The sequence below is a fragment of the Nocardia transvalensis NBRC 15921 genome, from assembly GCF_000308875.1.
In the GTDB taxonomy this organism is placed as follows: Bacteria; Actinomycetota; Actinomycetes; order Mycobacteriales; family Mycobacteriaceae; genus Nocardia; species Nocardia transvalensis.
Map to the genome: position 1 here is coordinate 51,107 of NZ_BAGL01000045.1, position 26,961 is coordinate 78,067.

Consider the following 26,961-nt stretch of genomic DNA (forward strand, 5'->3'; position numbering starts at 1 on the left):
ATCACCGATCCGCCGGATCTATGTAGCGGGGGGCGGCCTTGCGGCGTAGTGCGGGGGCGACCGGCCGCCCGCGCAGCAGGCCGTCGACGCTGCCCTGGTCGAGGGCGTGGCGGTAGACTTCGGCGGCCTCGGCGCAGGCCCGCACGGTGTGGTCGATGTCCGCGTCGCTGTGGGCGGCGGAGGTGACGAAGGACTGGCCCAGGACGCCGCGGGTCAGGAGTTCCTGGAGGAACAGGGTGCGGAACGGCTGGGAGGGCAGGCCGTCGGGGCCGCGGGTGGTGAAGATCAGGCAGGACGGGCGGCCTACGACCTGGAGATGATCGGCGATGCCGAGGTCGGCGGCGATCTTGTTCACCCCGTCGGCGAGCCGGCGACCGGCGTGCGTCATCCGGGTGATCGGGTCGGGATCGGTGTCGGCGTAGGCGCGCACCACCGCGCGGAAGGCTGCCAGCGACCCCGTCTCGGGCCCGTGCGTGGTGGACAGCAGGAACACCCGGTCGCGTTCGGTCCGCAGGCCGCCCAGCTCCATGAACTCCCGCTTCCCGGCCAGCGCGGAGAGCGGGAAGCCGTTGCCCATGGCCTTGCCCCAGCACGACAGGTCCGGCGTCACCCCGTATACCCGTTGCGCCCCACCGGAAGACCAGCGGAACCCGGTGATCATCTCGTCGAACACCAGCAAGCTGCCGTACCGGTCGCACAGGGCCCGCACGCCCTCGAGATAGCCCGGATCGGGTTCGGACAGCGCCGTGGCGGCCTCCATGAAGACGCAGGCGACGTCGCCCGACTCCAGCACGGCCGCAAGGGAATCCAGGTCGTTGTACCGGAACCGGACGGTGCTTGCCGGGGGAATTCCGGCGTTCATGGCCGTGGTGCCGATGAACCAGTCGTCGACGGAGAAGAACGGCTGATCGCAGACGGCCACCGTCTCGCGGCCGGTCACGGCGCGGGCCAGGCGCACGGCCGCCGTGGTCGCGTCGGAGCCGTTCTTGGCGAACTTGACCATATCCGCGCCGGGAACCAGCGCCAGGAAGTCCTCGGCGGCAAGCAGTTCCAGTTCGGTCGGGCGGGAGAAGCTGAGGCCGTCCGCGACCGCGCGGGCCACCGCGTCGACGACCGGCCGGTAGCCGTGGCCGAGGGTCACCGATCGCAGTCCCATGCCGTACTCGACGTACTCGTTGCCGTCGCAGTCCCACACCCGGCATCCGCTGCCGCGCACCAGGATCGGGGCCATCGACTCCGGATACTGGTCGGGCCCGCGGGCATAGGTGTGCGCGCCGCCGGGGACCACCTCGTGCAGGCGATGCTGGATCATGTTGCTGCGGGCGAACTCTCGTATCATCGCCGCTCCTCCTCCGGTGAGCCGACGGTGAGCGCCCACAGCGTGTGGTCGGCGTGGCCGGTGGGGCCGGGGCAGTTACGCATGATTCCCTCCTTCAACAGCCCCGCCCGGGCCGCGACGGCGGCGGATTCCGCATCGGCGGAATCGGTTTCCGTTGCCACGCGTCGCAGCCCGAGGGGGCCGAAGGCATAGTCGAGCAGTGCCCGGGTCGCCGCCGCGCGAACGTCCTCGTCGGCGTAGGCGGGATCGGCCCAGGCGGACATCCGGGCGTTCCGGTCGAACATGTCCAGGTCGGAGAGCCGGGCTTCCCCGGCGTAGGCGCCGTCGATCTCGAGCACCAGGACCAGCCCGGCGGGCGAGCGCAGGCCGCCGCGCCCGCGGGCGAGTTCACGCCACCAGCCGGGCCGCGATCCCGCGAACATGTCGGGATTGCGCCGCCGGGCCGCGAGCCAGGCGGCCCGATCGGACGGCCGCCGGCCGCGGAGGACGGCATGCGGATACCCCGGAATCTCCAGCGACACCGGGCATCCGCCGTGCAGGAGCGCCGACCGCCGCCACATCCGCCCGGCTGCGAGCCGGACGGAGACGACGAGAAGCGCTGCCGCACAGGATAAGAGGCCACGTGATCCCCCCTGCTGTCCGGCCGAGTCGTCGTCGGCCGACTCGGCCGAACCCCGTACCATGGTCGTGCGCCCGGCGGTTGCGCGCATAGAGGAAGAAGTCCTTTCCGCCACTTTACCGGTCACGCGCCGAATCCAGGTAGCGGTGAACCCGTCCGGCGGGATGTCGGCGGGCGTGAGCGCCCACAGTTCGTGGTCGCGGCGTGCGCCCCCCGCGTCGAAGTAGCGCGCCATCAAGGCTTCTCGGACGAATCCGAGTTCGGCGGCGCCGTTCGCGGCGGCGACGTTGCCGGGCGATATCGGCGCGATGACGCGCTGCAATCCGAGCACGCGGAAACCGTGGTCGAGGACGAGTCCGGCGGCCACGCCCGCGAATCCGTGCCGGGCGACCCGGGAATCGATCCAGATGCTCATCTCGGCCGTGCCGCCCCGGAGGTCGATCGAGCACAGCTCGCACTGGCCGGCGAACCGGCCGTCGATCTCGATGACGCCCGGCAGCCGCCGCCCGGCGCGGGCCTCGGCGCGGCTGACCAGGTATTCGCGGATCCACTGCCGCTCGGTGTGCCGCTCCGGCCAGTCCAGCGGCGAGCTGTACCAGAACGGTTCGATCAGGGCGCGGTCGCGCATCCGGATCCGCCGCCAGTGCGAATGGTCGGTCGGCCGCGGCGGCCGGATGACGACCGTCCGGCCGTGCAGGAACGCCGGTCCCAGCCGCAGCGCCCCCGCCCGGCCGTTCATGACCGGGGCCGCTGACGGCCCAGCGGCGACGTGCGGACGGCGCCGTCGGTGCCGACCGTCAGCCGCCAGTAGGCCCCGGCGGGGTCCCGGAGGACGACGCCGCTGTCGGCCCGCTCGGACAGCCAGGCGCCGCCGGGCAGAACGGCCGCCATGACCCCGCCGTCGCGGTCCTGGATCTGTAGGACGTCGGCGTCGAGCTGGGCGGCCTGTGCGATGGTGGTGCCGGAGAACCGCGCCCCGTGCACCCGGCCGCGCCCGATGACGTGCCAGCCCTCGGGGAACGCGCGCGGGTCGACGTCGTCGTGGGAGCCGGAGATGAGGTTGACGGCGGTGCCCTCGGGACATCCGGCGGGGTCGATGCGTATCTCGGCCGGCGCGGTGTCGAGGTCCGGATCGAATTGCACATTCGCCAGATACGGCTGGCGGCAGTGAGTGAGCAGCAGGCAGGTGCTGCGCGCGGCGATCTTGCAGTTCACCATGCCGAACTGGGCGGGCCCGCCGCGATCACTGCCGACGGCCAGCGCGGTGTCGGCGCCCTCGAACCACACGTTGGTGAACCACCAGTCGTTGGCGGCGCCGTCGATCACGACGTGCCGGTCGGTGGTGCGGGGATCCTCGTCGGAGACGAATTCGACGTTGGACAGCGCCAATCCGGCGTTGTGGTCGCCGCCGGTGCCGAGCACCGAGACGCGGTTGTTCGTGAACTTGGACGAGGTGACGTAGTTCTGGATGCAGGAGGTCACCAGTCCGTACCCGAAATTGTTGATATCGCAGTCGATCACGGCGGTGCCGCCGGTATTGCCGTCGAGCACCACCCCGCGCTGCCGCACGAACCGCGGCGCGTTCTCCGCGAGATGGTTGCCGCGCAGCACCACCGATTCGAATGTGCACCGGAAACATTCGGTGAGCTGGACGGCGGTGGAGGTCGCGCCGGAGAGGAAGAAGCCGAGCCGGGCGAATCGCACCCGATTGCGTTTGCGCAGCGAGACCAGCGTGCCGTCGCCGTCGTAGAACACGGTGGTGACATCCGCGCCGTCGCCGAGAATCGTTGCGTAGTCCGGTAGGTCGGGCCAGCGCGTGACCCGGTACTGGCCCGCCGGGAGATACATCACCAGGGGCCGGTCGCCCACGGCGGCGGCCGCGGCGATCGCGGCGGTGTCGTCGGCGTTGCCGTCGCCGACCGCGCCGAAATCACGGATGTTGCGTGCCGACGGCGCGTCGGTGACGTGTGGCGACCGGAATCCGACACCGGGGTCGTCGTCCGAGGAGCAGGCCGCGAGCGATCCGGCGGCCGCCGCGCCGAGCGTCACCGCCAGCATCCGACGGCGCCCGACCGGCGCGCCGGCCGAGGTCATGCCCGTCTTCCCATGCGCCACAGCCTATCTCGGAGCGACCGGTGCGGAGGAGTGAATGCGACCGCGCCCGTGAGCCGGGACTGATCGGCGCCGCCGAAGGTCGCGATCGCACCGCGCACCTGAGGCGCGGTGGCGGTGCCGAGCTGCACCACGCCCACCGTCGCGTCGCAGCGGCGCGACAGCACGATCGCGTCGGCGGCCGCGGAGATCGGCGCGGCCTCCACGATGATCCGGTCGTACTCGCTGCGCAGCTTCGACATGATCTCCGCGAACCGCTCGGAGGCCAGCAGATCCGGTGTGCGGGAGTCGAGCACGCCGATCGGCAGCACGCTGATCCCTGCCTCGGGCCAGGCCGTCACGGCGTTGTCGAGCGGAGTGGACTGGCGCAGTAGCTCGGCCAGCCCGGCCTCGGCCCGCACCGGGACGTGACCGGAGCTGCCCTGCCCGGTGGTGTCGGCGTCGACCAGCACGACGCGCTCGCCGCCGTCGGCGTAGGTGCGGGCCAGTCCGGTGGCGACCGCCGGCTGGGAGCGGTCCGACAGGGAGGTGAACAGCACGCTCGCGGCGCCGTCGCCGAGCCGCGTGCGCAGCCGCCGCAGCTCACCGGGCGCTCCCGGCCGGCCGTCGTCGATGATGCCGAGGATCGGGGCGGGCAGGATCGCCTCGAGGGCGGTGGAGGTGCGCAGCGTGCGGTCCAGCCGGTCGCGGATCACCGCGCCACCGAAACCGACGACGAGACCGGCGAGGACGCCCATGATCAGGAGGCGTTTGCCCTGCGGCGCGGTCGGCCCGGACGGCAGCTGCGCCTTGTCGACGACGGCGACGCGGGCCGCCGGCGCGGCGTCGAACTGGATGGTCTCCAGCTGGTCGATCATGTGCCGGAACTGCGAGACGGCCTCGTCGGCGAGGATCCGGGCGCCGTCGGCGGTATCGGCGCGCGCGGACACCACGATGATGGTGGTCGCGGGCGGCGAGTCGGCGCTGATGCGGCCGCGCAGATCCCCGGTCGACGCCGACAGCCCCAGCTGGTCCTTCACCCGCTGGGCCACCGTCTCGCTGCCGACCAGCGCGACATAGGAGCGCATGCGCTGCTGCGCGGCCATCCCGCCCTGATAGGAGTCGTTGACCGAGGTGCCGGTCGCCATCGAGACGTAGCAGGTGCTGGACGCGGTGTAGACGACCGGCTGGGTCTTCGAGTAGCCGTATGCCGCGACCGAACACAGCACCAGCCCGGCGAGCAGGATCGGCCACCGCCGCCGCACGATCCGCCAGATATCGGTCACACCCATTGCCCAGCCCTCGCTTCCCCGGCGGTGGGCAGCGCGGGAAGGGCCGTCCGCCGTCGATATTCCTCGATCAGTACGTAGGTGATCCAGACCAGCACCATGGCCTGTAGGTATTTGCCCAGCGTCTCGACGGTGCCGAGGACTCCGCGCTCGAACAGCACGGGCACCTCGATGAGCGCGAGTCCGAAGACGGGCATCGGGACCATCCGGCTGTAGAGCGAGCGCGACCAGATCAGCAGCAGCACGAACGTGATCGAAACCCCCAGGGCGATACCGGGATATCCGCCCAGCACGTAGCCCTCGTTGATGTTGCCCTCGGCCAGCGACACCGACACCTTCGACATGTCCACCGACCCGCCGCGCACCTGTTCGGCCCAGGCGGCGCCGGAGCGGAACTTCTCCGCGCCGAGCAACTGCGTGGGGATCAGGCTCTCCACCGCGTGCCGGAGCACCTCCGACGGCGTCAGCCACGAGTGTGGACCGGCGTAGTAGGCGTCGGTGGCGGCCTCGAGCCCGTCGAATCGGCGTAGCAGGCTCAGGAACGGGCGGAGCGCTTCGGGGTAGACGGAATCGGCCACGGCGGCTTCGGTTTTGGTGGCCTCGGTGGCCTTGAGGCCCTGGAGCGCGCCGAAGCCGCCGATGCCGAGCACCGTGATGATCAGGACCGCCACCACCTTCACCCGGGTCCAGCCGGTCATGGCGCAGCGGACCGCGATCGCCAGCGCGGCGCCCATGATCGGGGTCTTCGACTGCACGGCCGCGGTCCACAGCAGTTCGCCGAAGGTGAGCGCGCCGATGATCAGGACGGTGGTGCGGGGATTATCCGACCGGAGGTAGACGATCAGCCCCACGGCCCCGAGCGTGGCGAGAATGGTGATCAGGTTGATGATCGGGTTCGGGCTCTCCAATTCGCCTGCGCGGCCGTTGTTCCCGGTCGCGACCGCGGCGAGCCGTCCCAGCGTGCCGATGGCGTAGAGCACGCAGAGCGTCCGGACGAAGACCGGATCGCCGGCGAAGGGGACGATCGGGTGGTCGTCGCGAGCCCGCCGTTCCGGGTCGCGGTCGCGTAGCCGGGACCAGATCACGTAGGCCACAACGAGTCCCGCGTAGAACCACAGCCCGAAGACCACCGGCTGCAAGACCGCCGCGATGCCGTGGTCGTAGCCGATGTCGGCCAGCCGCGGATCGGGGACGTTGTCGCCGTAGTGCGGTTCGGGCTGGACCGTCAGCAACACCACCGGCCGTGCGACGTACGAGAGCGCCCAGTGCGCGGACTGAGCGATCAGGAACACCCGGATCGGACCGGACAGCCACATGCCGGCGACCATGACGATCGCCAATGCCCCTGCGACGAGGCACACTTCGGGCTGCGCGGCGCCCGTCACCCCATGTCCTTCATCACCCCGTATGTCGCGTGGGCGGCCCCGCCGTTACCCGATGGCGGCGACGATTTCCCGCGCCCGGTCGGCATACCGGTTCCGGCCCGCCGTGATGCGGCGGTACCCCGCCTCGGCGACCTTGGCGGCGTGGTCGGGATCGCGGGCGCAGCGTTCCAGGATCGCCCGCAGTTCGTCGGGTGAGGAGAACAGCAGGCACTCCGAATTCTCGGCCAGCAAACCCGCGTGCTCGTCGGTGCGCTCGCCGACGAAAAGTCCACCGGCGGCCGGTATCTCGAAGCTGCGGCAGGTGTGGGTGTCGCGGTTCGCGGAGTTGAGCAGCACCAGATTCGCGGTCGTCGCCGCCACCGCCACGGAGAAGTGCTCGCCGTAGACCGGTCCCCGCACGGCCGCGCCGGTGCGCCGCAGGCCGCGGACCCGTCCCCACCCCGGCCCGTACACCGCCAGCGCGGCACCGTATTCGCGCGCCAGATCGGTGAGCAGGCCGGTCCGGTCGGGCCGCCGGGCGCCGATGAATCCGGCGAGGAACCGGTCGCCGCCGCGCCGCGCGCACGGCCGGTGCCACGCCGGATCGTAGGCGCTCGCCACGAAAGCGACAGCGCGAGCGCCGCGTTCGCGCAGTTCGGGCACGTTGTGCCGCTTGGTGGTGACGACGAGATCCCACTGCGCCTCGTGCGCCAGGTAGTCGGCGCTGATGTTCTCGGGATTGGCGACGTCGTCGGGGCTGTAGTGGACGCGCAGCGACGCCGGGACCGACAGCAGCCGCGCCTGATCCAGATGCACCGCCTTGAACGCGAACAGCATGTCCGGTCCGAAATCCGCGGCGAGCGTATCGATCTCGTCGTGGACCGCGCCGACCGACCAGGGCGCGCGGCGGCGCGCCAGCTTGGCGTACACCCACGGCGGCGTCAGCCGGCCCGGCAGAGTGACCGCGGTGGTGTCGACCACCAGCACCTCGTGCCCGGCCCGGCGGAATCCGTCGGCCAGCGAGCGGGCGTTGCTGCCGACCCAATCATCGCCCACATACAGGATTTTCACGATCGTTCCCCCTCGTGCCCCTCGTAGACGGGTATCGCCACGGGTTCGGTCTCGGCGCGGGCGGCGGCGCGTTCGCGGAGGATGAGCCACCGCATGCGCACGAGGTACCAGAGCGCGACCGTGACCTCGGCGGCCACCGTGCCGTACACCAGCGTCCACACCGACTCCGTGTGCACCGCGACGACCAGCGCCACCGCGGCGACGGCCGTGCCGATGACCGCCCCGATCAGCACGCCCACGGTGTCCTGCCGTACCGGCAGCACCGCGGTGGTGACCAGCGAGGTGACCGTGGTGGCCGGGAGGATGAGCACCTCGACCCGCAGCAGCGGCACGGCGGCGGCGAAGGCGCTGCCGAACATCACGTGGATGAGCACCGGCGCCAGCACCCACACGCCGACGACCGCGACGACCGCGGCGGTCAGGCACGCCAGCAGCGACCGGATCGCGTTGCGCCAGAAGACCTTCTCGCCGCTGCGGCGCGCCATCCGCGGCAGCAGGGCGAAACCGATCGGATCCAGCATGGACTGGATGGCGCGCACTAGCCGGACTCCGGCGGAGTACAGGCCCAGGGACGCGGCGTCGAGGACCGCCGCGTACACCGCGGCCGAGCCCTGCCCGTAGCTGGTGACCAGGGCGCGGGAGGTCAGGACCGGCGCACCCATCCGCAAGATCTCCCGCACGTGCCGGGGCCGGGCCGGAAGTCCATAGGTGCGCAACGCGTCCCACCAGGTGAGCGCGACGGTGAGGAACGACGACACCAGCAGGCACAGCATCGCGACCGACGCGCTGGGGACGTGGGGGAGCAGCGCGATCAGCAGGCCGAGATACGCGACCCGCCCGACACCCTGATACAGCGTCGACGCCCCGAACCGGCCCTGCCCGATGAGCAGCCAGTCCTCGGAGATCGACCAGAACCCGCCGGTGAACAGGCCGAGCAGGATCATGTGCACCGCCGGCGGGGCGCCCACCGCCAGCCCCGCCAGCAGCGCCAGGCCCAGGGCGCCGAGCGTGACGGCGCGGATGGCCAGGTAGGCGCCGCGCAGGTGATCGATGTAGGCGGCCTCGCCCGGGGTGTCGTGCACCTTCGCGGCGAGGAACGAGGTGATGCCCATGTCCACGGCCAGCGAACCGATGAAGTACGCGGACATGCCGATGGCCAGCAGGCCGACGCCGTGCGGGCCCAGCAGCCGGGAGATGAGCGGCAGCGTCACCACGGTGATGACGTACTGGCCGTACTTGCCGAAGCTGACGAAGCCGATATCGCGGATCACCGCGGCCAGCCCGTGTTTGACCGGTTTGTGCGGCCGGAGGGTCTCGGATTCAGTCACGTCGCACCTGATCTCGTCGCGCCGAGGACAGCAGCGCCGCGACGGTGCGGGCGGTCTCGGAGATGTCGAACCGCTGCGCGCGAATCGGGGCGGCGTCGGCGAGTTTCGCGCGCAGTTCCGTATTGTCGATGAGCCGGTCCAGCGCCGCGGTGAGCTGGAACCGGTCGCCCGCGGTGACGAGGAGCCCGTTCACCTCGGGCTCCACGATTTCGGCGGGACCGCCGGGATGGGTGGCGATCACCGCACAGCCGGCCCGCATTCCCTCGGCCACCACTTGGCCGAACGGCTCCGGCAGCACCGAGCAGTGCACGAGGATATCCGCCTGTCCCAGTAGGCTTTCCGGATCCTCGACGTGCCCGGTGAAGGTGACCGGCAGCCCGAGGTCGGCGGCCAGGCGCTCGAGGTCCGCCCGGTAGGGCTCCTCGTCGAACAGCGCGCCGCCGATGAGCAGGATCCGGGCGGGCCGGGTCCGGGTGTCCGCGACCGCGCGCAGGAACAGATCCTGGCCCTTCCAGGGGGCGAGCCGTCCGACCACGGCGACCACCGTCTCCGCGGGTGGGCGCTGGGCGGCACGGGTTCCGGGTTCCCGTGCCTCGAGGCCCGGATAGGCGACGGCCGCGGGCTTGCGGCCGGTGCGCAGGGAGGCGAGCGTGGCGCGGCTGTTGGCCAGGTACGCGTCCGCGACGAGGCGGCCGAGCAGCCGGATGGCCGGGGCGAGGACGCGGCCGAAGTAGTCGGCGGTGATCCTGTCGTGCACCTGCCACACCAGCGGTATGCGGGCGCGCCGGGCCGCCACCGCGCCCATCAGCAGCGCTTTCGTACTCTCCGCGACCAGCACCGACGCCTCCGACCTGCGCGCCAGGGCTCCCAGGGACCAGCCCACCCGGAGCAGGGCGATCGCCCCGGTGAGCAGGCGGCGCGCGTCCGCCTTCCGAATGGTCATCGCTCGGCTGTCGAAATCGTTGCGCAGCAGATGGGTTTCGATATCGCGGGCGCGCGTCCGCTCGACCATCGGGCCGTCGGCGGTGAAGACGACGGCGGCGTCCATATGCGCGCGCAGCGCCGAGACCAGCCGCAGCATGGCCAGTTCGGCGCCCGACGGTTCGGCGGTGTGCGCGACGAACACCGCCTTCACGAGACCAGCTCGCGATAGAGGGCGAGATGGCGGCGGGCGGCGGAGTCCCAGGAGAATGACTCGGCATGCGCCCGGCACTGTTTCGCGGTCGGGACCGCGCCGTCGAGCGCGTCGGCCAGGCGGCGGGCGAGCGCGTCCGGATCGCCCGGGGGCACGATCAGCGAGGGGTCGAGTCCCCGGATCGAATCCGGCAGTCCGCCACACTCGGAGACGACGGGCGGTCGTCCGGCGGCGAGGGATTCCAGTGCGATGAGGCCGAACCCCTCCAGCGCCAGCGACGGCACCACCGTGCAGCTCGCCGCCGCATACAGCTCGGCCAGGCGCTCGTCGGCCACCCGGCCCGCGAAGCGGATCGCGTCGTGTCCGGCCGCCAGCTCGTGCAATTCCGCTGCCGCGGTACCGGTTCCGACGATCACGAGGCGGGCGCCGGGGTGGCGGTCCAGGACGTCGGGCCAGCACCGGATGAGTGTGTCGACGCCCATGCGGCGTTCGAGCCGCCGGACGCACAGCACGGTCGGCGGACCCGGCGGAATATCGGTGGCCGCGAACCGATCCAGGTCGACGCCGGGGGCGACGACGGTGATCCGGTCCGCGGATATTCGATAGTCGGAGACGAGGACGTCGCGAAAGTGGTTCGACAGCACCACGAATCGGTCGGCCCGCGCGTACCGGAGGCGTTCGAGGAGATACTTCGCGCGGACCGCGCGGTCGCCTTCCCCGGCCATCCGGCTCTCCTGTGCCCAGGGGCCGTGGAAATGCACGACCAGGGGTCCGGTCGTGGCGGGGCCGTAGAGGCAGAAGTGCCGGTCGAGGATCGCGCCGCGGCGGCCCGGACGGCCGAGGACGGCGCGGCGGGCCCGGCGCAGGGTGCCGCCGCCGGTCGGTCCCCACGAGCTACCGCCGGTGGGCGGCGTACCGAAAGCCGTTGCGGTGAGGTCGATCTCGGGCTGCCGGGCGAGTGCCCCGAACAGCTCGGTGAAGTATCGGTTCAGCCCGCCGGGTGCGGCGGAGAACCACTCCGACCCGGTCATGTGTACTCGTACAGGATCCATCGCGCGCTACCCCCGCGATCCGTTGCCGGGCGATCGCGGTCGCGATCGCAATGACCCCCTGTCGGATGAGAGTCTATGCGAATTCCGCCCTTCCGTGCGGCCGAGTCGTGTTGCGGGGCAACGGCACCGTTCACCCCTCGCCACAGCGGCCGTCCCCGACCCGCTCCCCGGCTGAGCCCGCCGCCGCCCCCGCTCCGCCGGAGAGGTTAGGCTTGCCTAAAGGTTGCGGGACGGAGTCGACGAGCGGAGGACGAGATGACCACAGCCGCCGCGAGGACCGGGAGTGCCGGGCTGACCAGGCGCGGACTGTTCGCGGCGGCCGGTGCGGCGGGCCTGGCCGCACTGGCCGCCTGCGGTCGCGGGCCGGACGACGAACCGCTGGGGCCCGGCGCCTGGTCGTTCACCGACGATCGTGGCCGGACCGCGCGCGCCGAGCGGATTCCGTCCCGGATCGTCGCGTTCACCGGGTCCGCGGCGACGCTCGCCGACTATGGCCTGGCCGATCGGCTCGTGGGTGTGTTCGGCGAGGTGAGCGACGGCGCCAGGACCGGGCTGTCCGGCGACCTCGATATCGGGAAGCTCACGGTCGTCGGCGACGCCTGGGGCGAGTTCGACGTCGAGCGGTACGCCTCGCTCGAGCCGGATCTGCTGGTCACGGACATGTATGTGCGGGATCGGCTGTGGTACGTGCCCGACGAGAGCGTGTCGCGGATCGAATCGATCAATCCGGCCGTCGCCGCCGTCTCGGTGGCCCAGCAGTCGCTGCCGGTCACGATCGGCCGCTACGAACAGCTCGCCGTGGCGCTCGGCGCGGACCCCGGGGCAGCGCCGGTGGCGCGGGCCAGGGAACGCTTCCAGGCCGCCGCGCAGGCGGTGCGGGACGCCGTCGCCGTGAAACCGGGACTGCGCGTCCAGGCGGCGTCCGCGGCCCCCGGCACCTTCTACGTCTCCGATCCCCGCGCCTCGGCCGACCTGCGCTATTTCCAGGAGCTGGGCGTGGCGCTGGTGACGCCCGAAAAGGTGGACAGCGGAGGGTTCTACGAGAGCCTCAGCTGGGAGAACGCCGACAAGTACCCGGCCGACCTGATCCTGCTCGACAGCCGCTCCAGCGCCCTGCAACCCGACGCGCTGGCGGGAAAACCGTTGTGGCGCACGCTGCCCGCGGTGCGCGCGGGCCGGATCTCCGCCTGGAACCCCGTTTTCCGATTCTCCTACGCCGGCACCGCGCCCGTACTCGAGCGGCTGGCCGACGCGCTGCGGGCCGCCGCCACCCCTGCCTGATCGGCCGTAGCGAAATCCCCACGCGGTGCGATACATTCGCGAGCGGCAGTGCGGCTTCTCCGAACCCTTGTTCCGGGCGCGCCCGGCTTGCGGAAGGACGACAGAGTGGGGAAGTTCAGCGCCGGGGCGGGCGCCGACGAGATGCGGGTGCTGGTCGAGAACGGCGAGTACTGGCTGCGTAATCGCGGCGATATCGCCATGATGGCCGTCACCGCGCGGCGGCTGCGCGAACACTGGCCCGCGGCGCGGATCGGCATGCTCACCGAACAGCCGCGCGTGCTGCGCGCGCTGGTCCCGCAGGCGGAATCGATCGACCTCGCCGACGGGGGCGGGTGGACCGAGCCCGGGCGGTTCGATCGCCTCGGCGGACTGGCGGCGCTGCGCTGGCGCGCGGTCACCGACGGGCCCAAGGCGCGGGTGCGCGCGTTGCGAAAGGCGGTGCGCGGCACCGCGGAACACGCGGAGCCGCCCGCCCCGCCGCTGCCCGCGGCCGCCGCCGAGTCCGCGCTCGTGCTGGCCCAGGGTGGCGGCTACATGACCGACGTCGACCGCTACCAGGCCACCCGAACCCTCGCCCTGCTCGATCACGCGCAGCGGCTGGGCATCCCGACCGCCATGATCGGCCAGGGGTTCGGCCCCATCGACGATCCGGCCCTGCTGGAACGCGCCGCCCGGGTGCTGCCCGGCGTCGGATTCATCGCCCTGCGGGAGGGCCGGCGCGGGCCGAAGCTGCTGGCCGACCTCGGCGTCGACCCGGCGCGGGTCATGGTGACCGGCGACGACGCGGTGGAACTGGCCTACGATCTGCGCCGCGACGAAGTGGGCGACGAACTGGGCGTCTGCTTGCGCATCACCTACTACGCCGAGGTCGGCGACGCGGCCCGCGCGGTGCTGAGCGAGGTGATCCGCACTCGCGCAGCCGAATACGGCGCCCCGCTGCGCCCGCTCATCATCTCCGAGTACGACGCGGAGGACCGCGACTGCACCCGGCGGCTGCTCGCCGGGGCCGCGAACACCCGCCGCCCGGTCGGCCGTGCCGGCACCGCCGAGGATGTGGCCCGCCAGGTCTCCCGCTGCCGCGTCCTGGTGACCAGCGCGTACCACCTGGCGGTTTTCGCCCTCTCGCAGGGGATTCCGGCCGTCGGCATCACCGCTTCCCGGTATTATGACGACAAGTTCCACGGCCTGGCCGATATGTTCGGCACCGGGCTGCGCGTGGTCCACGCCGACGATCCCGACCTGAGCCGGTCGCTGACCACCGCCGTCGGGGAGCTGTGGGAGGCGGCGCCGGATCTGCGAGCGCCGTTGCGGCACAAGGCCGTCGAACAGATCGCCGCCGCCCGTGCCGGGATGGATCGGGTGTTCCGGCTGGTGGAGGGCGACCCCACCGCCACACCCACCCAGGGGGAGTGATGAGCACACTGTCGGTCTGCGTTCCCGCCTACAACGCCGGGCGCACGCTCGAGACCACCATGCGGTCCATCCTGGACCAGGACGAGGACTTCGAACTGTCGGTCCTCGACAACGCCAGTACCGACGAAACCGGCACCGTCGCACGGTCGTTCGACGATCATCGGGTGCGCGTGCATCGCAACGACACGGTGCTCGCGATCGGCGACAACTGGAACAAGGCGGTCGCGGTGTCCTCGGGGGACCTGGTGAAGGTGGTGTGCGCCGACGACATCCTGCTGCCGGGCGCGCTCAAATCCCAGACCGCGCTGATGGGGGACGCCGCGATCGCCATCTGCTCCTCGAAATTCGAGGTGATCGACGAGGACGGCGCGGTCGAGGAGACCGATCTGGGCCTGCCGGGGCTGCTCGGCGCCCAGCCCGCCCGCACCCTCATGCGCACCATCGTGCGCCGCGGCCCGGCCGACTTCGGCCCCACCGCGGCGGCGACCTTCCGGCGCGCCGACTTCGAACGCGCCGGTGGTTTCCGCGGCGATCTGGTCTTCCCGATGGATGTCGACCTGTTCGCCCGGGTGTGCGAGTTCGGCGTGTTCTACGGTATGCCGGAAATCCTTGCGGCCTGGCGCAATTCGTCGTTCAACCTGTGCAGTCGCAGCTCCACGGTCTCGAAGCTGACGGAGATGGCGCGCTTCCACCACCGGCTGGGCCGGGAGTATCCGGATCTGGTCACCCGCGCGGATGTGCTGACCGGTGACCTGCGCCTGGTGGGCCAGGCGCTGGAGCGGGTGCGGGTCCGGGCGGTGGCGACCGTGCGCCGCCGCCCGGACCTGCTGCGCTGAGGGCGCTGCCCGGTCAGATCGTCCAGAGCGGGCCGTAGGTGATCACCGTGTCACCGTCGGCCCCCACCACCCTGACGAACGGGCGGATCGTGGTCTGGCCGAGGACACCGGTGACGGTGCCGTGGAATCCCGACATCTGGATGAAGCCCTCGCCTCCGGAGATATCCCCGCCGGCGCATTCGAACGTCTGGATCCCCGGACCGGTCCCGACTTCGATCTCCGCTCCGATCTGCGGAATCAGGTCGAACAGCTGGATGAAGGAATCGGTGCCGACCTGCGCGCCGAGCCCCGGGGTGTAGTAGTGGAATTTGATCTTTCCCGACAACGTGGCGGGATAGCCCACCATGTAGCCGATGGTGATGTGGCCCCGCCAGTCGTCGGTGTTGGGGCCGGATACCCGGTAGGCGGCCCGGCCGTTGTGGAACCACTCCCGGGTCAGCGGATTGCCGTCCAGCGGCGGCACGAAGTCGATCCGGGTGTCGGACTGGATGGCCTCCACGGTGCGGGTGGAGTGGTCGACGATGCTGCTGACGCTGTCGATGCCCCCGGCGGCCGTGCCGCCCGCGAGTGCGATTCCGATGGCGACGGCGGCCGCGGCGGCGGTTGCGCGCGCGACGGCGCGACGAGAATTGTCCCTCATGAACGATCTCCCCTGTTCCCTCATCGGGTTGAGTACGCCGTAATCGCTACGGACGCAAGTCTTTCCCCTGTGATTCGAAGCCCGCCGAGGCCCGGATCCGTGCGTCGCGAGTACGGGTGTACTGACGTTCCGGACGTACGGCTGCTTCGCTGTCGTGTTGTGCGATATCAGGTGTGGCCGCTCCCCTCGGAGCAGCCGGACGCCGGAACGAACGGGCCGGCGCCCTCACGGCGGCTGCGGGATCTGCGTGACCCACTTGCCGCCCAGCGCCGGTAGTCGCGCCTGCACCTCGGGTAACAGGTCGGGCAGGGTCAGCAGGACCCGGTCCGGCCGGGCGGCGACGAGATCCTCGGGCGCGATGATCGGGATGTCGGTGCCGGGCATGCGGCGGCCGTGTTTCGCGGGGGACGCGTCGGCGACTCCCGCGAGGTGGGCGCGGCTCAGCCCCGCGCGGGCGAACAGGGCGACCGCGCGGGACGCCGCCCCGTACGCGTAGACCCGTTTGCCTTGTGCCGCTTCGCGTTCCAGCCACTGTCGCAGGTACCGGATCTGGCGATCGGCGACGACCTGGAGCGGTTCCAGCGCGTCCGGGTCGGTGAGCCCGGCCTCGGCGGCGAGAATACGGCGGACCGAGTCGTCCGGATCGGTCTGGTGCGGGACGGCGGCGACGAGCACCGTGCCCCCGTAGAGGTCGAATTCCCAAGCGCTGGCGGGGAACAGCCCGGCGGTGCCGAGCAACGACCGCAGCGCCGTGAGCGAGTAGTACGCGAAATGGCCGTGCCGCAAGGCATTCCATTGCCGCTGCGCGACGATGGCGCGCAGCGAGTGGAATTGCAGCAGCAGAACGCCGTCGCGGCGGGTGGCGGCGGCCCGGTCGGCGATCGCGGCGCGCTGATCCGCCTCGTGCATGAGGCCGAAGCTGTCCAGGACGACATCCGCCGGGCGCGAGTAGGTTTCGAGGAATCCGCGGGCGGCGAGCAGCGGTAGCCAGGTGCCGCCGTGCGGGCTGCCGAATTCGCGGACGGTCCCACCGCGCAGCCAGCCGGCGGCCTCGACCCGGTCGACCGCGTCGGCGGCCTGATCGCGCAGGGCCTGTGGCTCCAGGCCGCGCGGTTCGGCGGTGGCGGTGTCGTCGTCGGCGAGCTGCGCCAGCCCGCAGCCGCGGCACAGCAGCATCGCCAGCGCGTGCCCGCGGTCGGTCGCGACCGGCGCGTCGGCGTCGGGAAAGTCGTTGGCGGCGGGCATCTTCCCGAGATCGAGGACGTCCGCCAGATCGGATTCGCCGCACGCGCGGCAGCGGCGGGCGGTCACGGCTCGGTGTCCTCGAGCGCCGACCGCAGCCTCGCCCAGCTTCCGGCACCGCGGTCGCGCGCCGAGACCGCCGTGACGTCCTCCGGCCACGGGATGCCGAGGTCCGGATCGTCGTAGGCGACGGCGAGATCCTCGGCGGGATCGTGCGGCCGGTCGATGCGGTAGCACACGTCGGCGGTCTCGGTGAGTGCCTGGAATCCGTGCAGGAATCCCGGCGGCACGTAGAGATTCCGGAAATCCTCGTCGTCCAGCAGGAATTCCTGGTGCCGGCCGTAGGTGGGCGACGCGGGGCGGATGTCGACGAGGACGTCGTGCACCGCGCCGTGGGCGCAGCGCACCAGCTTCGCCTCGCCCCGGCCCGCGCGGCCGTGCAGCCCGCGGACCACGCCGCGCACCGACCGCGACTGGGAATCCTGGACGAATGTGGCCGCGGCGCCGGGCTTTCCGAGATGGTCGTCGAATTCGGCGGCGTCGAAGGTGCGCGTGAACAGGCCGCGGTCGTCGCGGTAAGGGTCCGGGACGAGGACCAGCACATCCGCCAGCTCGGCGGGTTCTATGCGCATCGCCTCACGCCCCGATCCGGACGCGACGCAGGCTGCCGTCCAGCTCGCCCGCGTCGCGCAGCGCGCGTAGGCGGGCCAAGCGGGTGAATGTCGCGGTGAAGTCGTCGGCGGTCAGGCCGCGCGCCACGTACTCACGGGCTAGTTCGACCGCGCCGGCGGCCACGCTCCAGCGCGCCGCGAAGCCCAATTCCTCACGCGCCCTGGAGAAATCGACGCGATAGGAGCGCGGATCGGAGCCCCTCTCGCCGGTGATGGCCAGTGTCGAGCCGGGAACGGCGTCGACCACGGCGCCGGCGATATCGGCGACGGTGAGGTTGTTGGACTCGTCGCCGATGTTGTACGCGCGGCCGGAGATTCGCTCGGCGGGGGCGGTGAGGCAGGCCGCGAACGCCTGCGCGATATCGGCGGCGTGCACCAGCGGCCGCCACGGCGTGCCGTCGGAGAGCACCCGCACCTCGCCCGTCAGTACCGCGTAGCCGACGAGATTGTTGAGCACGATATCGGCGCGCAGCCGCGGCGAGAAGCCGAAAGCCGTCGCGTTGCGCAGGAATACCGGGCAGAAGTCGGCGTCGGCGAGCGCCGCGGCGGCCGACTCCACCCGGACCTTGCTCTCCGCGTACGGGGTCAGCGGCCGCAGTGGAGCGTTCTCGCCCACCAGGTCGCCGCCCGCCGCGCCGTAGACCGAACACGTCGACGCGTACACGAACCGGCGCACGCCGGCGGCCTTGGCCAGCCGGGCCAGCCGCACCGAGGCGTGGAAGTTGATGTCGTAGGTGATCTGCGGCGCCAGCGCGCCCAGCGGGTCGTTGGACAGCGCCGCCAGGTGGATCACCGCGTCGAAGCCGGTGAGCTGGTCGAGGGTCAGCTCGCGCAGATCGATGGCGAGGCCCGGCGGGTCGGCCGGCGCCGCGCCGAGGACGCAGTCCGCGTAGTAGCCGATGTCCAGGCCGACCACGTCGTGGCCCTCGGCCTGGAGGATCGGCACCATGACCGTGCCCAGATAGCCCTGATGTCCGGTGACGAGTACGCGCATGATCACAAACCTCCGAAGACGACAGCGGCCTTGTCGATGACGAACGCCTCGGCGTGCGCGGCGCGGCACTGCACGCCGCGCAGCCGGGACAGCCCCAGGAACGCGTGCTCGTCGAACCAGTCCCGATCCCGTTGCGAGGGATAGTGTTTGACGAGCAGCTCCGCCTTGCGCCGGGCGATCTCGGCGGACAGCGGGACGAACATCGTGGGCTGCGGGGTGTCGGTCTCCCATTTGAGGACCTCGTAGCCGAGCACCAGATGATCGCGGAATTCGGTGGGCGCCAGTTCGGCCAGCAGCCGGTGGTCCTGGTGGGCGTCGCCGCGCTGGGGGGCGAACACCAGATCGGGCTCGCTGTCGCGACGCAGCCGCGCCACGGCGGTCTTCACCGATTCCCAGTGCGCCGGGGTGCGCCCGTCGGGCAGGTCCAGCACGGTGACCTCGAGTTCCGCGCCGGGGCAGAACGAGGTCAGCGCGGCCCGCTCCTCGTCCGCCCGCGGACTGCCGCCACCACACAGGACCAAGGCCCGGACCCGCAGGCCCGCAACAGATTCCGCGAGGTTGATGAGCGTGCCGCCCGCGCCGATGGCGATATCGTCGCAATGCGCCGCCAGCAGCGCCACCTCGCGCACCCGGGCGGACAGCCTCAGCACGCCGTGTCCTTCCGGCTCATACGAGGCTCCGCTCCCAGACCATCCACGGACGGTCACCGACGTGGTAGGCGGCGTCGAGTTCCGCGCGCTCCTTGAACGTGTCGGCGGGCTTCCAGAAACCCTGGTGCTGATAGCCGAGCAGGCGGCCCTGCGCGGCGAGCGCGCCGCACGCGTCCTCGACCAGATCGCCGCCCGGCGGCAGCAGGTCGAACACCTCCTGGGTGAGGACGAAGAAGCCGCCGTTCTCCCAGATCGGCAGCCGCGATACCGGCGTGATGTGCTCGACCTCGCCCGCCGCGTTGACGTCGACGCAGTGGAACGACGACTGCGGCGGCACGATCATCATCGACGCGGCGGCCCCGGAGAACACGCACTTGTCGATCATCTCGTCGAGCGGGGCGTCGGTGAGCACATCGGCGTAGTTGGCCAGGAAGTACTCCTCGCCGGCGAGGTGTTCGCGCACCCGGCGCAGCCGCTCGCCGATCGCGGACTCCAGGCCCGTGTCGACGAAGGTGATCGTCCAGTCGCTGATGTCGGAGCCCAGCAGCTCGACCTGCCCGGAACGGATGACGAAGTCGTTGGACGCGGATTCCTCGTAGGTGAGGAAGAAGTTCTTGATGTGGGCTGCGCCGTAGCCCAGGCACAGGATGAAATCCGTGTGCCCGAAGTGCGCGTAGTAGCGCATGACGTGCCAGATCAGCGGTCGCGGTCCGACCATCTGCATGGGCTTGGGCACCGGATCACCGGAGCCGCCGCGCATGCGCATGCCGTAACCGCCACAGAACAGGACTACTTTCATCTCCGGCCCCCGGAAAAATCGGCGTGATGCAGGATGGGCAGCGGATACACGAGTTCCGCGCCCCAGTCGCCGATATGCCGCAACTGTGCGGTGATCTCGGCTTCCAGATTCCACGGCAGCGCCACCACCACGTCGGGCCGGTCGGCGTCGATGCGGTCGGGCGGATGGATCGGGATCCGGGTGCCCGGGGTGTAGCGGCCGTGCTTGTAGGGATTGCGATCGACGGTGTAGGCCAGCAGATCCGGCCGGATACCGCAGTAGTTGAGCAGCGTATTGCCCTTGCCCGGGGCGCCGTAACCCACGACGCGCCGCCCGGCGGAGCGGCAGTCCAGCAGGAAGCGCAGCAGTTCGTGGCGCACCTGCTCGGCCCGCGTGCGCAGGCCGGAATAACCGGTGGCACAGTGCAATCCGGCCTGCCGCTCGGTGTCCATCAGATGCGCGACCCGGGGCGTGGCCGTCGCGACGGCCGCCGGGCGCGCCCACACCCGCAGCGAACCGCCGTGGGTGTCCAGCAGTTCCACGTCCACCACCGACAGGCCCGCCGTCGCCAGCGCGTGCTGTGCCGACAGCAGCGTGTAGTACTGGAAGTGCTCGTGGTAGATCGTGTCGAATTGGCCGAGCCGCACCAGGTTCAGGGCGTGGTGCACCTCGATCGACAGCCAGCCGTCGTCGGCCAGCAGCTCCCGCAGCGCCCGGGTGAACCCGAGTAGATCCGGTACGTGCGCGTAGACGTTGTTGGCCACCACCAGATTCGCCGGTCCGTAGTCGGCGCGGATCTTCTCCGCGAGCGACTGGTCGAGGAATGCCGTCACCGTCGGGACGCCGCGCTCGCGGGCGGCGGCGCCGACGTTGACCGAGGGCTCGATGCCCAGGCAGCCCACGCCGGCGGCGACCGCGTGGCGCAGCAGGTAGCCGTCGTTGCTGGCGACCTCGACGATCAGCGACTTCGGTCCCAGGCCGAGCTTCGTGATCGCTTGGGTGACAAAGGTTTCGGCGTGTCGCACCCAGCTGTCGGAGTAGGAGGAGAAGTAGGCGTACTCGGTGAACGTCTCCTCCGGGGTGATCAGCGCGGGGATCTGCAGTAGCAGGCAGTCCTCGCACAGGCGTAGATGCAGCGGATACGTCGGCTCGGGGAGATCGAGTTCCGCGGCGGTCAGGAATTTCTCGCACGGGGGTGTCGCGCCCAGATCGAGCACGCTCACCAGCCGGTCGGAATTACACAGGCGGCATCGCACGAGAAATTCCCCACCTTTCGCCAAGGCCGGTCCCGGCCGGAAGCGTGCCGGGATGACATTCAGGAGTGTGCCCCGAATGACCATCGGGACCATGTCCGAATGACCGTCGGGAACGTGTCCGGATGATCATCAGGAAACGCGCCGCGATGATCATCGGGTCGGCATCGACCCGGGACAACCATCAGGTCGGCATCGACGATGCCTACGTTACAACAGGATTCCCGCATTTTTCGGCGAGCGCCGGGGACCTTCGAACCGTATTTCGGTCGGTTTTTCTCCCAGGCCTGCGGGAGCATTCCGGTAGCTAACCGGCGAACCTTTCACGGCAAAGGCCCCGATTGCGAGATTTGCCTGTCGCGCCGTTCGTACCAGCTGGTTCTCATCGATTGGGGGAGGTGGGGATTCGAACAGGGAACCGGTTGCCACGTTTCCCGCTAAGGCCGAGATACCGTGTGCCTCCGCCATTTCGGGCGCGCGCGCCGAAGATCGAGCCCGTAACATTCCCGTTCGGGTAGGCGACACACCGTCGAACCCATCGGCTGTCAGGGATTGTGCAGCCTCTGGGGGATCGGTCAGTGGGGATCGAAGCCGAGTTCTCCCGTGGGGGAGGTGTATTCATTCATGAGTTTCGAACTTCGTTCCGGTGCGGTCACGCCCGTGCCGGGCGCGCCGCGGTCCGAACGCGAGCGCTGGCAAGCGGAATACGCCCGAAAGCTGTGGGCCGGTGACCTACTCGTCGTGGGTCTCGTGGTCGCGGCCGCGCAGGTGATCCGCTTCGGTGGGCCGGTGGATCCGCCGCTGGCCACCACGCTACCGCTGGAAGTCCGCTACACCGCCGTCTCGCTCCTGCTGGTGCTGGTCTGGGGAGCCTTCCTCGCCGGCGCGGGCACGCGATCGCCGCGTGTAATCGGCAGCGGCACAGAGGAATACCGTCGCCTGGTCGCCGCGACGCTCCGCCTGTTCGGCCTGATCGCGATCCTGTCGCTGATCTTCCGCTTCGATATCGCGCGCGGCTATCTCGCGATCGCGCTACCGCTGGGGCTGGCCGGGCTGATGGTGGAGCGCTGGCTGTGGCGGCGCTGGGTCTCGGTGCGCCGGATGGCCGGGCGATGCGGGATCCGGGTGCTCGTGGTGGGCAGCCGCGGCGCCGCGGCGGCGATGGTCGCCGCCTTCTCCCGGGATCCCGGATCGGGCTATCACGTCGTCGGGGTCTGCACCCCGGACGGGGCGGCCCCGGATATCGAGGTCGGCGGGCGCACGATTCCCGTTGTGGGAGACGACCGCTCGGTCGTCGAGGCCGTGCGGGCGACCGGCGCCGATACGGTCGCGGTCACCGCCACCGACAACCTCGGCCCGGCCGACTTCCGCCATCTGGCATGGGAATTGGATCCACCGGGGGTCGAGCTGATCGTCGCGCCCGGCCTGGTCGACATCGCGGGAACGCGGCTCACCCACCGGCTGGTCGCGGATATGCCGATGCTCCATGTCGAGAAGCCGCAATACGACCGTGCCAAATCGACCGGGAAGGCGGTGTTCGACCTCTGTTTCGCCGGGGGCGCGCTGCTGGCCATCGCGCCGGTGCTGGTCGCCATCGCGGTGGCGGTCAAGTTCACGAGTCCGGGGCCGGTGTTCTACCGCTCGGAGCGCATCGGCCGCGACGGCAAGCCGTTCCGCATGATCAAGTTCCGCAGCATGTACGTCGACGCCGACGCGCACGTGGCGAAGCTGATCGCGGCCGCGGGCGGCAATCCGCTGTTCTTCAAGATGCGCGACGATCCGCGGGTCACCTCGGTGGGCCGGCTGATCCGCAAGTACTCACTCGACGAGCTGCCGCAGTTCTTCAACGTGCTGCGCGGCGATATGAGCGTGGTCGGCCCGCGCCCGCAGGTCCGCCGGGAGGTGGACAGCTACGACGGCATGATGCGCCGGCGGTTGCTGGTGAAACCGGGCGTCACCGGCCTGTGGCAGGTGAGCGGCCGCTCGGACCTGTCGATCGAGGACGCCATGCGGCTGGACCTGTCCTATGTGGAGAACTGGTCCATGGTGCTCGACCTGCTGCTGATCGCCCGGACGATCGGGGCCGTGACAAAGGGGGACGGGGCGTACTGACCGTCGAGTGAACATCATTTAGTAAAAGATGTTCACAAAACGGGTGTGGTGTGGTTCACTCCTGTGGAACGTGTTCCAAAGGAGGTACCGTGTCAGCCCCGTCCATCTCCCACGACTTCGATTTCACCGATCCCGACCTGCTGTCCACCCGCCTGCCCGTCGAGGAGTGGGCGGAACTGCGCAAGGCCGCGCCCGTCTGGTGGGTCGACCAGCCCAACGGCGTCAGCGGCTTCGACGACGGCGGCTACTGGGTCGTCAGCAAGCTCGACCAGATCAAGGAGATCTCCAAGAACTCCGAGGTCTACTCCACCCACGAGAACACCGCGGTGATCCGGTTCAACGGCGACATCACCCGCGAGGAGATCGAGATCCAGCGCGCCATGCTGGTGAACACCGATCCGCCGGCGCACGACAAGCTGCGGCGCATCATCTCCCGCGGGTTCACCCCGCGCGCGGTGCAGAGCCTGCGCGAGGCGCTGGTCGAGCGGGCGGAGCGAATCGTCCACGAAGCCAAGAAGACCGGCGGCGGCGACTTCGTACAGCAGGTGGCGGCCGAGCTGCCGCTGCAGGCGATCGCGGAACTGCTCGGCGTGCCGCAGGAGGACCGCGGCAAGCTGTTCGACTGGTCCAACCAGATGATGGGCTACGACGACCCGCAGTACCAGGACACCTACCGGATGGCCAATGCCGAGGTCATGGGCTACGCCTGGAATCTGTCCGAGGAGCGCCGCAAGTGCCCGGCCGACGATATCGTCAGCCAGCTGGTCAGCGCGGACGTCGACGGCGAGGCGCTCGGCTCGGAGGAGTTCGCCTGGTTCGTCATCCTGCTGGCGGTCGCCGGTAACGAGACCACCCGCAACGCCACGACGCACGGGATGAAGGCGTTCATCGACTTCCCGGAGCAGTGGGAGCTGTACAAGGCCGAGCGCCCGCGCACCGCGCCGGACGAGATCGTGCGGTGGGCCACGCCGGTGATCGCCTTCCAGCGGACGACGTTGCAGGACACCGTTCTCGACGGCCAGGAGATCAAGAAGGGCCAGCGGGTCGGGCTGTTCTACGCCTCGGCGAACTTCGACGAGGAACACTTCGACAAGCCGTTCGAATTCGACGTGATGCGAAACCCCAACCCGCACGTCGGTTTCGGCGGCACCGGCACCCACTACTGCGTCGGGGCGAACCTGGCGCGGCTGCAGCTGGACCTGATCTTCAACGCGATCGCCGACGTGATGCCGAATCTGCGGCAGGTCTCCGAGCCGGTGCGGTTGCGGTCGGGCTGGCTGAACGGGATCAAGAGCTGGCAGGTCGCCTACGAATGACGGCGCGCGCCGCCACCACAGGTCCGATCCGCGTGCCGGGGCCAGGCGTGCGAAGATCGACGTGGTGGCGGCGAAGCCGTTTCCGCGGAAGGCTTTCCCGGGTGCGCGGCGGGGCGGAGACGCGGGAGCGCGGTCCGGTGAGGGAGGCAGACGATGAGTGAACCCGCACGCCGCGGCCGGATGCCCGCGGTCAGCGACGCGGATATCCGCCGGGTGGCGAGGGCGCTGCTGGTGGATCAGGGCCCCGAGGCGGTGACCCTGCGCGCGATTGCGCGCGATCTCGGCATCACCGCGCCCGCGCTGTACCGCTACTACGCCTCGCGCGACGATCTGGTCGCGCGGCTGCGCAGCGATATCTGTGCCGACCTCGCCGCCGAACTGGCCACGCAGGTGGCGGAACTGCCCGACGACGGCGTGGTGCAGCTGTTCGCCATCTGCCGCGGCTTCCGGCACTGGGCGCTGGCGCACGCCCGCGAGTTCACCCTGGTGTTCGCCTCGCCGACGGGCGAGAGTCCCAGCGCCATGCGCCAATTCGACGAACCGTTCGGCCGCATCTTCCTGGAGGCGGCCGGGCGGCTGCTCACCACCTACGACATCGTCACCCCCGCGACCGACGTCATTCCCGACGCGCTGCGCGAGGACCTGATCGGCTTCCAGACCGAACTGCTCGCCGTCCTCGCCGAATCGGGCCAGAAGTTCCCCGCCGAGAAGCTCGACCTCGGCGTCACCTACCTGATGATCACCTTCTGGGCCCGCCTGTACGGCCACGTGACCCTCGAGGTCTTCGGCAACTACCCGATCCCGGTGCGAGATTCGGACGCCCTGTTCGACGCCACCCTGGTCGACCTGGTTCGGACCATCGGCCTGTCGGCCTGAATCCTCCGTAGTTTCCGGCCAAAAGCGTGCCGGAAACCAGGTTGGGCCTGTCTCAATCAGGTCGAGCATGCCTCAACCAGGTTGGGCATGCCTCAACCAGGTTGGGCATGTCTCAACCAGGTTGGGCCTGTCTCAACCAGGTTGGGCCTGTCTCAACCAGGTCCGGCCTGTCTCAACCATTTTCCGGCGTGCTTTTGGCCGGAATCAGCCGGCGGTCTCCAGGACCGGGCGGCGGATTCCCTTGAAGCGACGCAGGATTCGGGGCTGGCGCAGGAAGCGAGCCATCCACTCGCCGAGGGTTACGCCGGCGGCCAGGGCACAGCCGACACCGAGCGCGGCGAGCATCTGGTTGAGGCCGAGCAACTGCTGGTCGTTCAGGAGAGCCGACAGGCCGCGGTAGACCTTCAGACCCGGCAGCAGGGGAGTAATTCCCGCGACCGCGACGACCAACGGCGGAGTCAGCGCGCGGCGGGCCATCAGACCACCGGCGAGACCGACGACCGTCGCGGCCACACCCGAGGAGACGACGGGCCCGAAGTCGGCGTACTGCACGAACAGATAGCAGATCGTGGCCGACATACCGCTGATGGCCGCGGCGGCGAGGGCCCGGCGCTCGGCGTAGCAGGCCAGCGAGAACGCCAGCGAGGCGACGGCACCGGCGATCAGCTTCACCGGGAGGTTGGTGATGTCGTAGGACGACGACGACATATCGATCGGCGGCGACACCGCGCCCAGCAGGGTGGCGGCGCGCAGGGCCAGGGCGACGCCGGCGATGATGCCGCCGGTCATCACCAGCAGTTCGAGCATGCGGGCCGCCGCCGTGATCGGCGCGCCCGTGATGGCGTCCTCGACCGAGCCCACCAGGCTCAACCCACTGAGCAGCACCGTGATCCCGGCCGCCACGATCAGGGACGGATTGGTCTCGACCTTGCCGCCGAAGGTGGCGAGCAGGATGGCCGGCACGGTCGCGACCGCGCCGCCGACCATGTGCTGGAAGAAGAACGGCAGGCCCTTGCTGTTGAGATAGCTGTTGGCCCGGTAGATCGCGGAGGTCGTCACGAAGCTCACCGCGGCGAGCAGCACGCCGCCGCCGAGCAGCAGCGCGATCGACGCCGCCATGAGCGCCCAGCCGAACGTCGCGACCCAGCGGCTGTAGGGGTGCGGGGCGGTGGTGATCGCCTCGAGCGCCTCGAGCGCGTCCTCCGGCGACATGAGCTCGCGGCGGATGCGGCGGGTGAGCCGGTCGACGGCGGCCAGCCGGGTGAAGTCCAGCGAGCGGTAGTTCACGATCCGCATGGTGCTGGCGGGCGGCAGCGTCGGCCCGCGGTCGGCCGAGATGCGGATCGAATTGTAGGTGACGTCGACGTCGACCTGCGACAAACCGTATGTGGCGGCGATGAATTCGACCTGCGTCGTGGTGTCGGTGACGGCGGTGCCGGCGGACAGCACGACCTCGCCGACGCGCTCCGCGAGGTCGAGCACCTGGGTGACGCGGGCGTCGTCGGTCAGGTCGATCGGCTGCAGCGGCGCGGGCGCCTCCACCACGGCGTCGGCGGTGGCGTGGCGCTCGGCGACGAGTCTGTCGACCACCTTGTGGAGGACACGCCGCAT

Annotated in this window: 23 protein-coding genes; 6 read left to right on the forward strand and 17 right to left on the reverse strand. The window is 70.4% G+C overall.

Annotation, left to right across the window (positions count from 1 at the left end):
• Position 1 precedes the first annotated feature (1 nt).
• Genes ON41_RS14025 through ON41_RS14065 form a run of 9 tightly spaced genes read right to left on the reverse strand, consistent with a single transcriptional unit; the run spans position 2 to position 11,267 of the window.
• The gene (locus tag ON41_RS14025; RefSeq protein ID WP_040748034.1) at positions 2-1,339 is read right to left on the reverse strand and encodes a glutamate-1-semialdehyde 2,1-aminomutase; all 1,338 of its coding nucleotides are present in this window, start codon (positions 1,337-1,339) and stop codon (positions 2-4) included.
• Positions 1,336-2,697: a GNAT family N-acetyltransferase gene (locus tag ON41_RS39000; RefSeq protein ID WP_051161444.1), complete on the reverse strand. Its 1,362-nt coding sequence runs from the start codon at positions 2,695-2,697 to the stop codon at positions 1,336-1,338. Before ON41_RS39000 ends, ON41_RS14025 begins: the two co-directional genes overlap by 4 nt.
• A complete protein-coding gene (locus ON41_RS14035) occupies positions 2,694-4,052 on the reverse strand; it encodes a glycosyl hydrolase family 28-related protein (RefSeq protein WP_040748035.1) in 1,359 nt (452 codons plus the stop codon). The genes ON41_RS39000 and ON41_RS14035 overlap by 4 nt, the downstream gene beginning before the upstream one ends.
• Complete coding sequence (locus tag ON41_RS14040; RefSeq protein WP_040748036.1) at positions 4,049-5,341, reverse strand: protein tyrosine kinase; 1,293 nt, start codon at positions 5,339-5,341, stop codon at positions 4,049-4,051. The genes ON41_RS14035 and ON41_RS14040 overlap by 4 nt, the downstream gene beginning before the upstream one ends.
• A complete protein-coding gene (locus tag ON41_RS14045) occupies positions 5,332-6,723 on the reverse strand; it encodes a hypothetical protein (protein WP_040748037.1) in 1,392 nt (463 codons plus the stop codon). Before ON41_RS14045 ends, ON41_RS14040 begins: the two co-directional genes overlap by 10 nt.
• A gap of 45 nt (positions 6,724-6,768) precedes the next feature.
• Positions 6,769-7,773: a CgeB family protein gene (locus ON41_RS14050; protein WP_040748038.1), complete on the reverse strand. Its 1,005-nt coding sequence runs from the start codon at positions 7,771-7,773 to the stop codon at positions 6,769-6,771.
• The gene (locus tag ON41_RS14055) at positions 7,770-9,053 is read right to left on the reverse strand and encodes an oligosaccharide flippase family protein (RefSeq protein WP_040748088.1); all 1,284 of its coding nucleotides are present in this window, start codon (positions 9,051-9,053) and stop codon (positions 7,770-7,772) included. The genes ON41_RS14050 and ON41_RS14055 overlap by 4 nt, the downstream gene beginning before the upstream one ends.
• Before the next feature lie 40 nt (positions 9,054-9,093).
• On the reverse strand, positions 9,094-10,182 hold the full coding sequence (locus ON41_RS14060; protein ID WP_051161462.1) for a glycosyltransferase: 1,089 nt from the start codon (positions 10,180-10,182) through the stop codon (positions 9,094-9,096).
• A 50-nt stretch (positions 10,183-10,232) separates the two neighbouring features.
• Entirely contained in the window at positions 10,233-11,267 is a 1,035-nt protein-coding gene (locus tag ON41_RS14065) for a glycosyltransferase family 4 protein (protein ID WP_040748040.1), read from the reverse strand.
• Positions 11,268-11,543: 276 nt separating this feature from the next.
• Here ON41_RS14065 and ON41_RS14070 point away from each other — a divergent pair, with 276 nt between their 5' ends.
• The 3 genes from ON41_RS14070 to ON41_RS14080 all read left to right on the forward strand — a co-directional run bounded on the left by ON41_RS14070 (position 11,544) and on the right by ON41_RS14080 (position 14,818).
• Entirely contained in the window at positions 11,544-12,569 is a 1,026-nt protein-coding gene (locus ON41_RS14070) for an ABC transporter substrate-binding protein (protein WP_051161446.1), read from the forward strand.
• Positions 12,570-12,674: 105 nt separating this feature from the next.
• Positions 12,675-13,982 carry a polysaccharide pyruvyl transferase family protein gene (locus ON41_RS14075; protein WP_040748090.1) on the forward strand — a complete coding sequence of 436 codons (1,308 nt, stop codon included), beginning with the start codon at positions 12,675-12,677 and terminating at the stop codon, positions 13,980-13,982.
• Entirely contained in the window at positions 13,982-14,818 is an 837-nt protein-coding gene (locus tag ON41_RS14080; protein ID WP_083905345.1) for a glycosyltransferase family 2 protein, read from the forward strand. The genes ON41_RS14075 and ON41_RS14080 overlap by 1 nt, the downstream gene beginning before the upstream one ends.
• Before the next feature lie 13 nt (positions 14,819-14,831).
• Here the strand turns inward: ON41_RS14080 and ON41_RS14085 are convergent, their stop codons facing one another.
• The 7 genes from ON41_RS14085 to ON41_RS14115 form a co-directional block, all read right to left on the reverse strand.
• Positions 14,832-15,458 (reverse strand): MspA family porin, encoded by a 627-nt coding sequence (locus tag ON41_RS14085; RefSeq protein ID WP_040748042.1) that lies wholly within the window; start codon positions 15,456-15,458, stop codon positions 14,832-14,834.
• 225 nt (positions 15,459-15,683) lie between these two features.
• Positions 15,684-16,703 (reverse strand): Rossmann-fold NAD(P)-binding domain-containing protein, encoded by a 1,020-nt coding sequence (locus ON41_RS14090; RefSeq protein ID WP_051161464.1) that lies wholly within the window; start codon positions 16,701-16,703, stop codon positions 15,684-15,686.
• Between the two features lie 62 nt (positions 16,704-16,765).
• The gene (gene rfbC, locus ON41_RS14095; protein WP_040748044.1) at positions 16,766-17,332 is read right to left on the reverse strand and encodes a dTDP-4-dehydrorhamnose 3,5-epimerase; all 567 of its coding nucleotides are present in this window, start codon (positions 17,330-17,332) and stop codon (positions 16,766-16,768) included.
• A 4-nt stretch (positions 17,333-17,336) separates the two neighbouring features.
• A complete protein-coding gene (locus ON41_RS14100) occupies positions 17,337-18,365 on the reverse strand; it encodes an NAD-dependent epimerase/dehydratase family protein (protein WP_040748091.1) in 1,029 nt (342 codons plus the stop codon).
• A 2-nt stretch (positions 18,366-18,367) separates the two neighbouring features.
• Positions 18,368-19,015: a PIG-L deacetylase family protein gene (locus ON41_RS14105; RefSeq protein WP_040748045.1), complete on the reverse strand. Its 648-nt coding sequence runs from the start codon at positions 19,013-19,015 to the stop codon at positions 18,368-18,370.
• A gap of 16 nt (positions 19,016-19,031) precedes the next feature.
• Positions 19,032-19,814, reverse strand: coding sequence for a glycosyltransferase family protein (locus ON41_RS14110; protein WP_040748046.1), 783 nt, complete (start codon positions 19,812-19,814; stop codon positions 19,032-19,034).
• The gene (locus ON41_RS14115) at positions 19,811-21,049 is read right to left on the reverse strand and encodes a class I SAM-dependent methyltransferase (RefSeq protein ID WP_040748092.1); all 1,239 of its coding nucleotides are present in this window, start codon (positions 21,047-21,049) and stop codon (positions 19,811-19,813) included. Before ON41_RS14115 ends, ON41_RS14110 begins: the two co-directional genes overlap by 4 nt.
• Before the next feature lie 621 nt (positions 21,050-21,670).
• On the opposite strand from ON41_RS14115, the gene ON41_RS14125 reads away from it, so the two are divergent.
• The 3 genes from ON41_RS14125 to ON41_RS14135 all read left to right on the forward strand — a co-directional run bounded on the left by ON41_RS14125 (position 21,671) and on the right by ON41_RS14135 (position 25,350).
• Entirely contained in the window at positions 21,671-23,158 is a 1,488-nt protein-coding gene (locus ON41_RS14125) for a sugar transferase (protein WP_040748093.1), read from the forward strand.
• A gap of 89 nt (positions 23,159-23,247) precedes the next feature.
• The gene (locus ON41_RS14130; protein WP_040748048.1) at positions 23,248-24,474 is read left to right on the forward strand and encodes a cytochrome P450; all 1,227 of its coding nucleotides are present in this window, start codon (positions 23,248-23,250) and stop codon (positions 24,472-24,474) included.
• Between the two features lie 153 nt (positions 24,475-24,627).
• The gene (locus tag ON41_RS14135) at positions 24,628-25,350 is read left to right on the forward strand and encodes a TetR/AcrR family transcriptional regulator (RefSeq protein WP_040748049.1); all 723 of its coding nucleotides are present in this window, start codon (positions 24,628-24,630) and stop codon (positions 25,348-25,350) included.
• A 204-nt stretch (positions 25,351-25,554) separates the two neighbouring features.
• Here ON41_RS14135 and ON41_RS14140 read toward each other — a convergent pair whose 3' ends face one another.
• Positions 25,555-26,961, reverse strand: coding sequence for a threonine/serine exporter family protein (locus ON41_RS14140; RefSeq protein ID WP_040748094.1), 1,407 nt, complete (start codon positions 26,959-26,961; stop codon positions 25,555-25,557).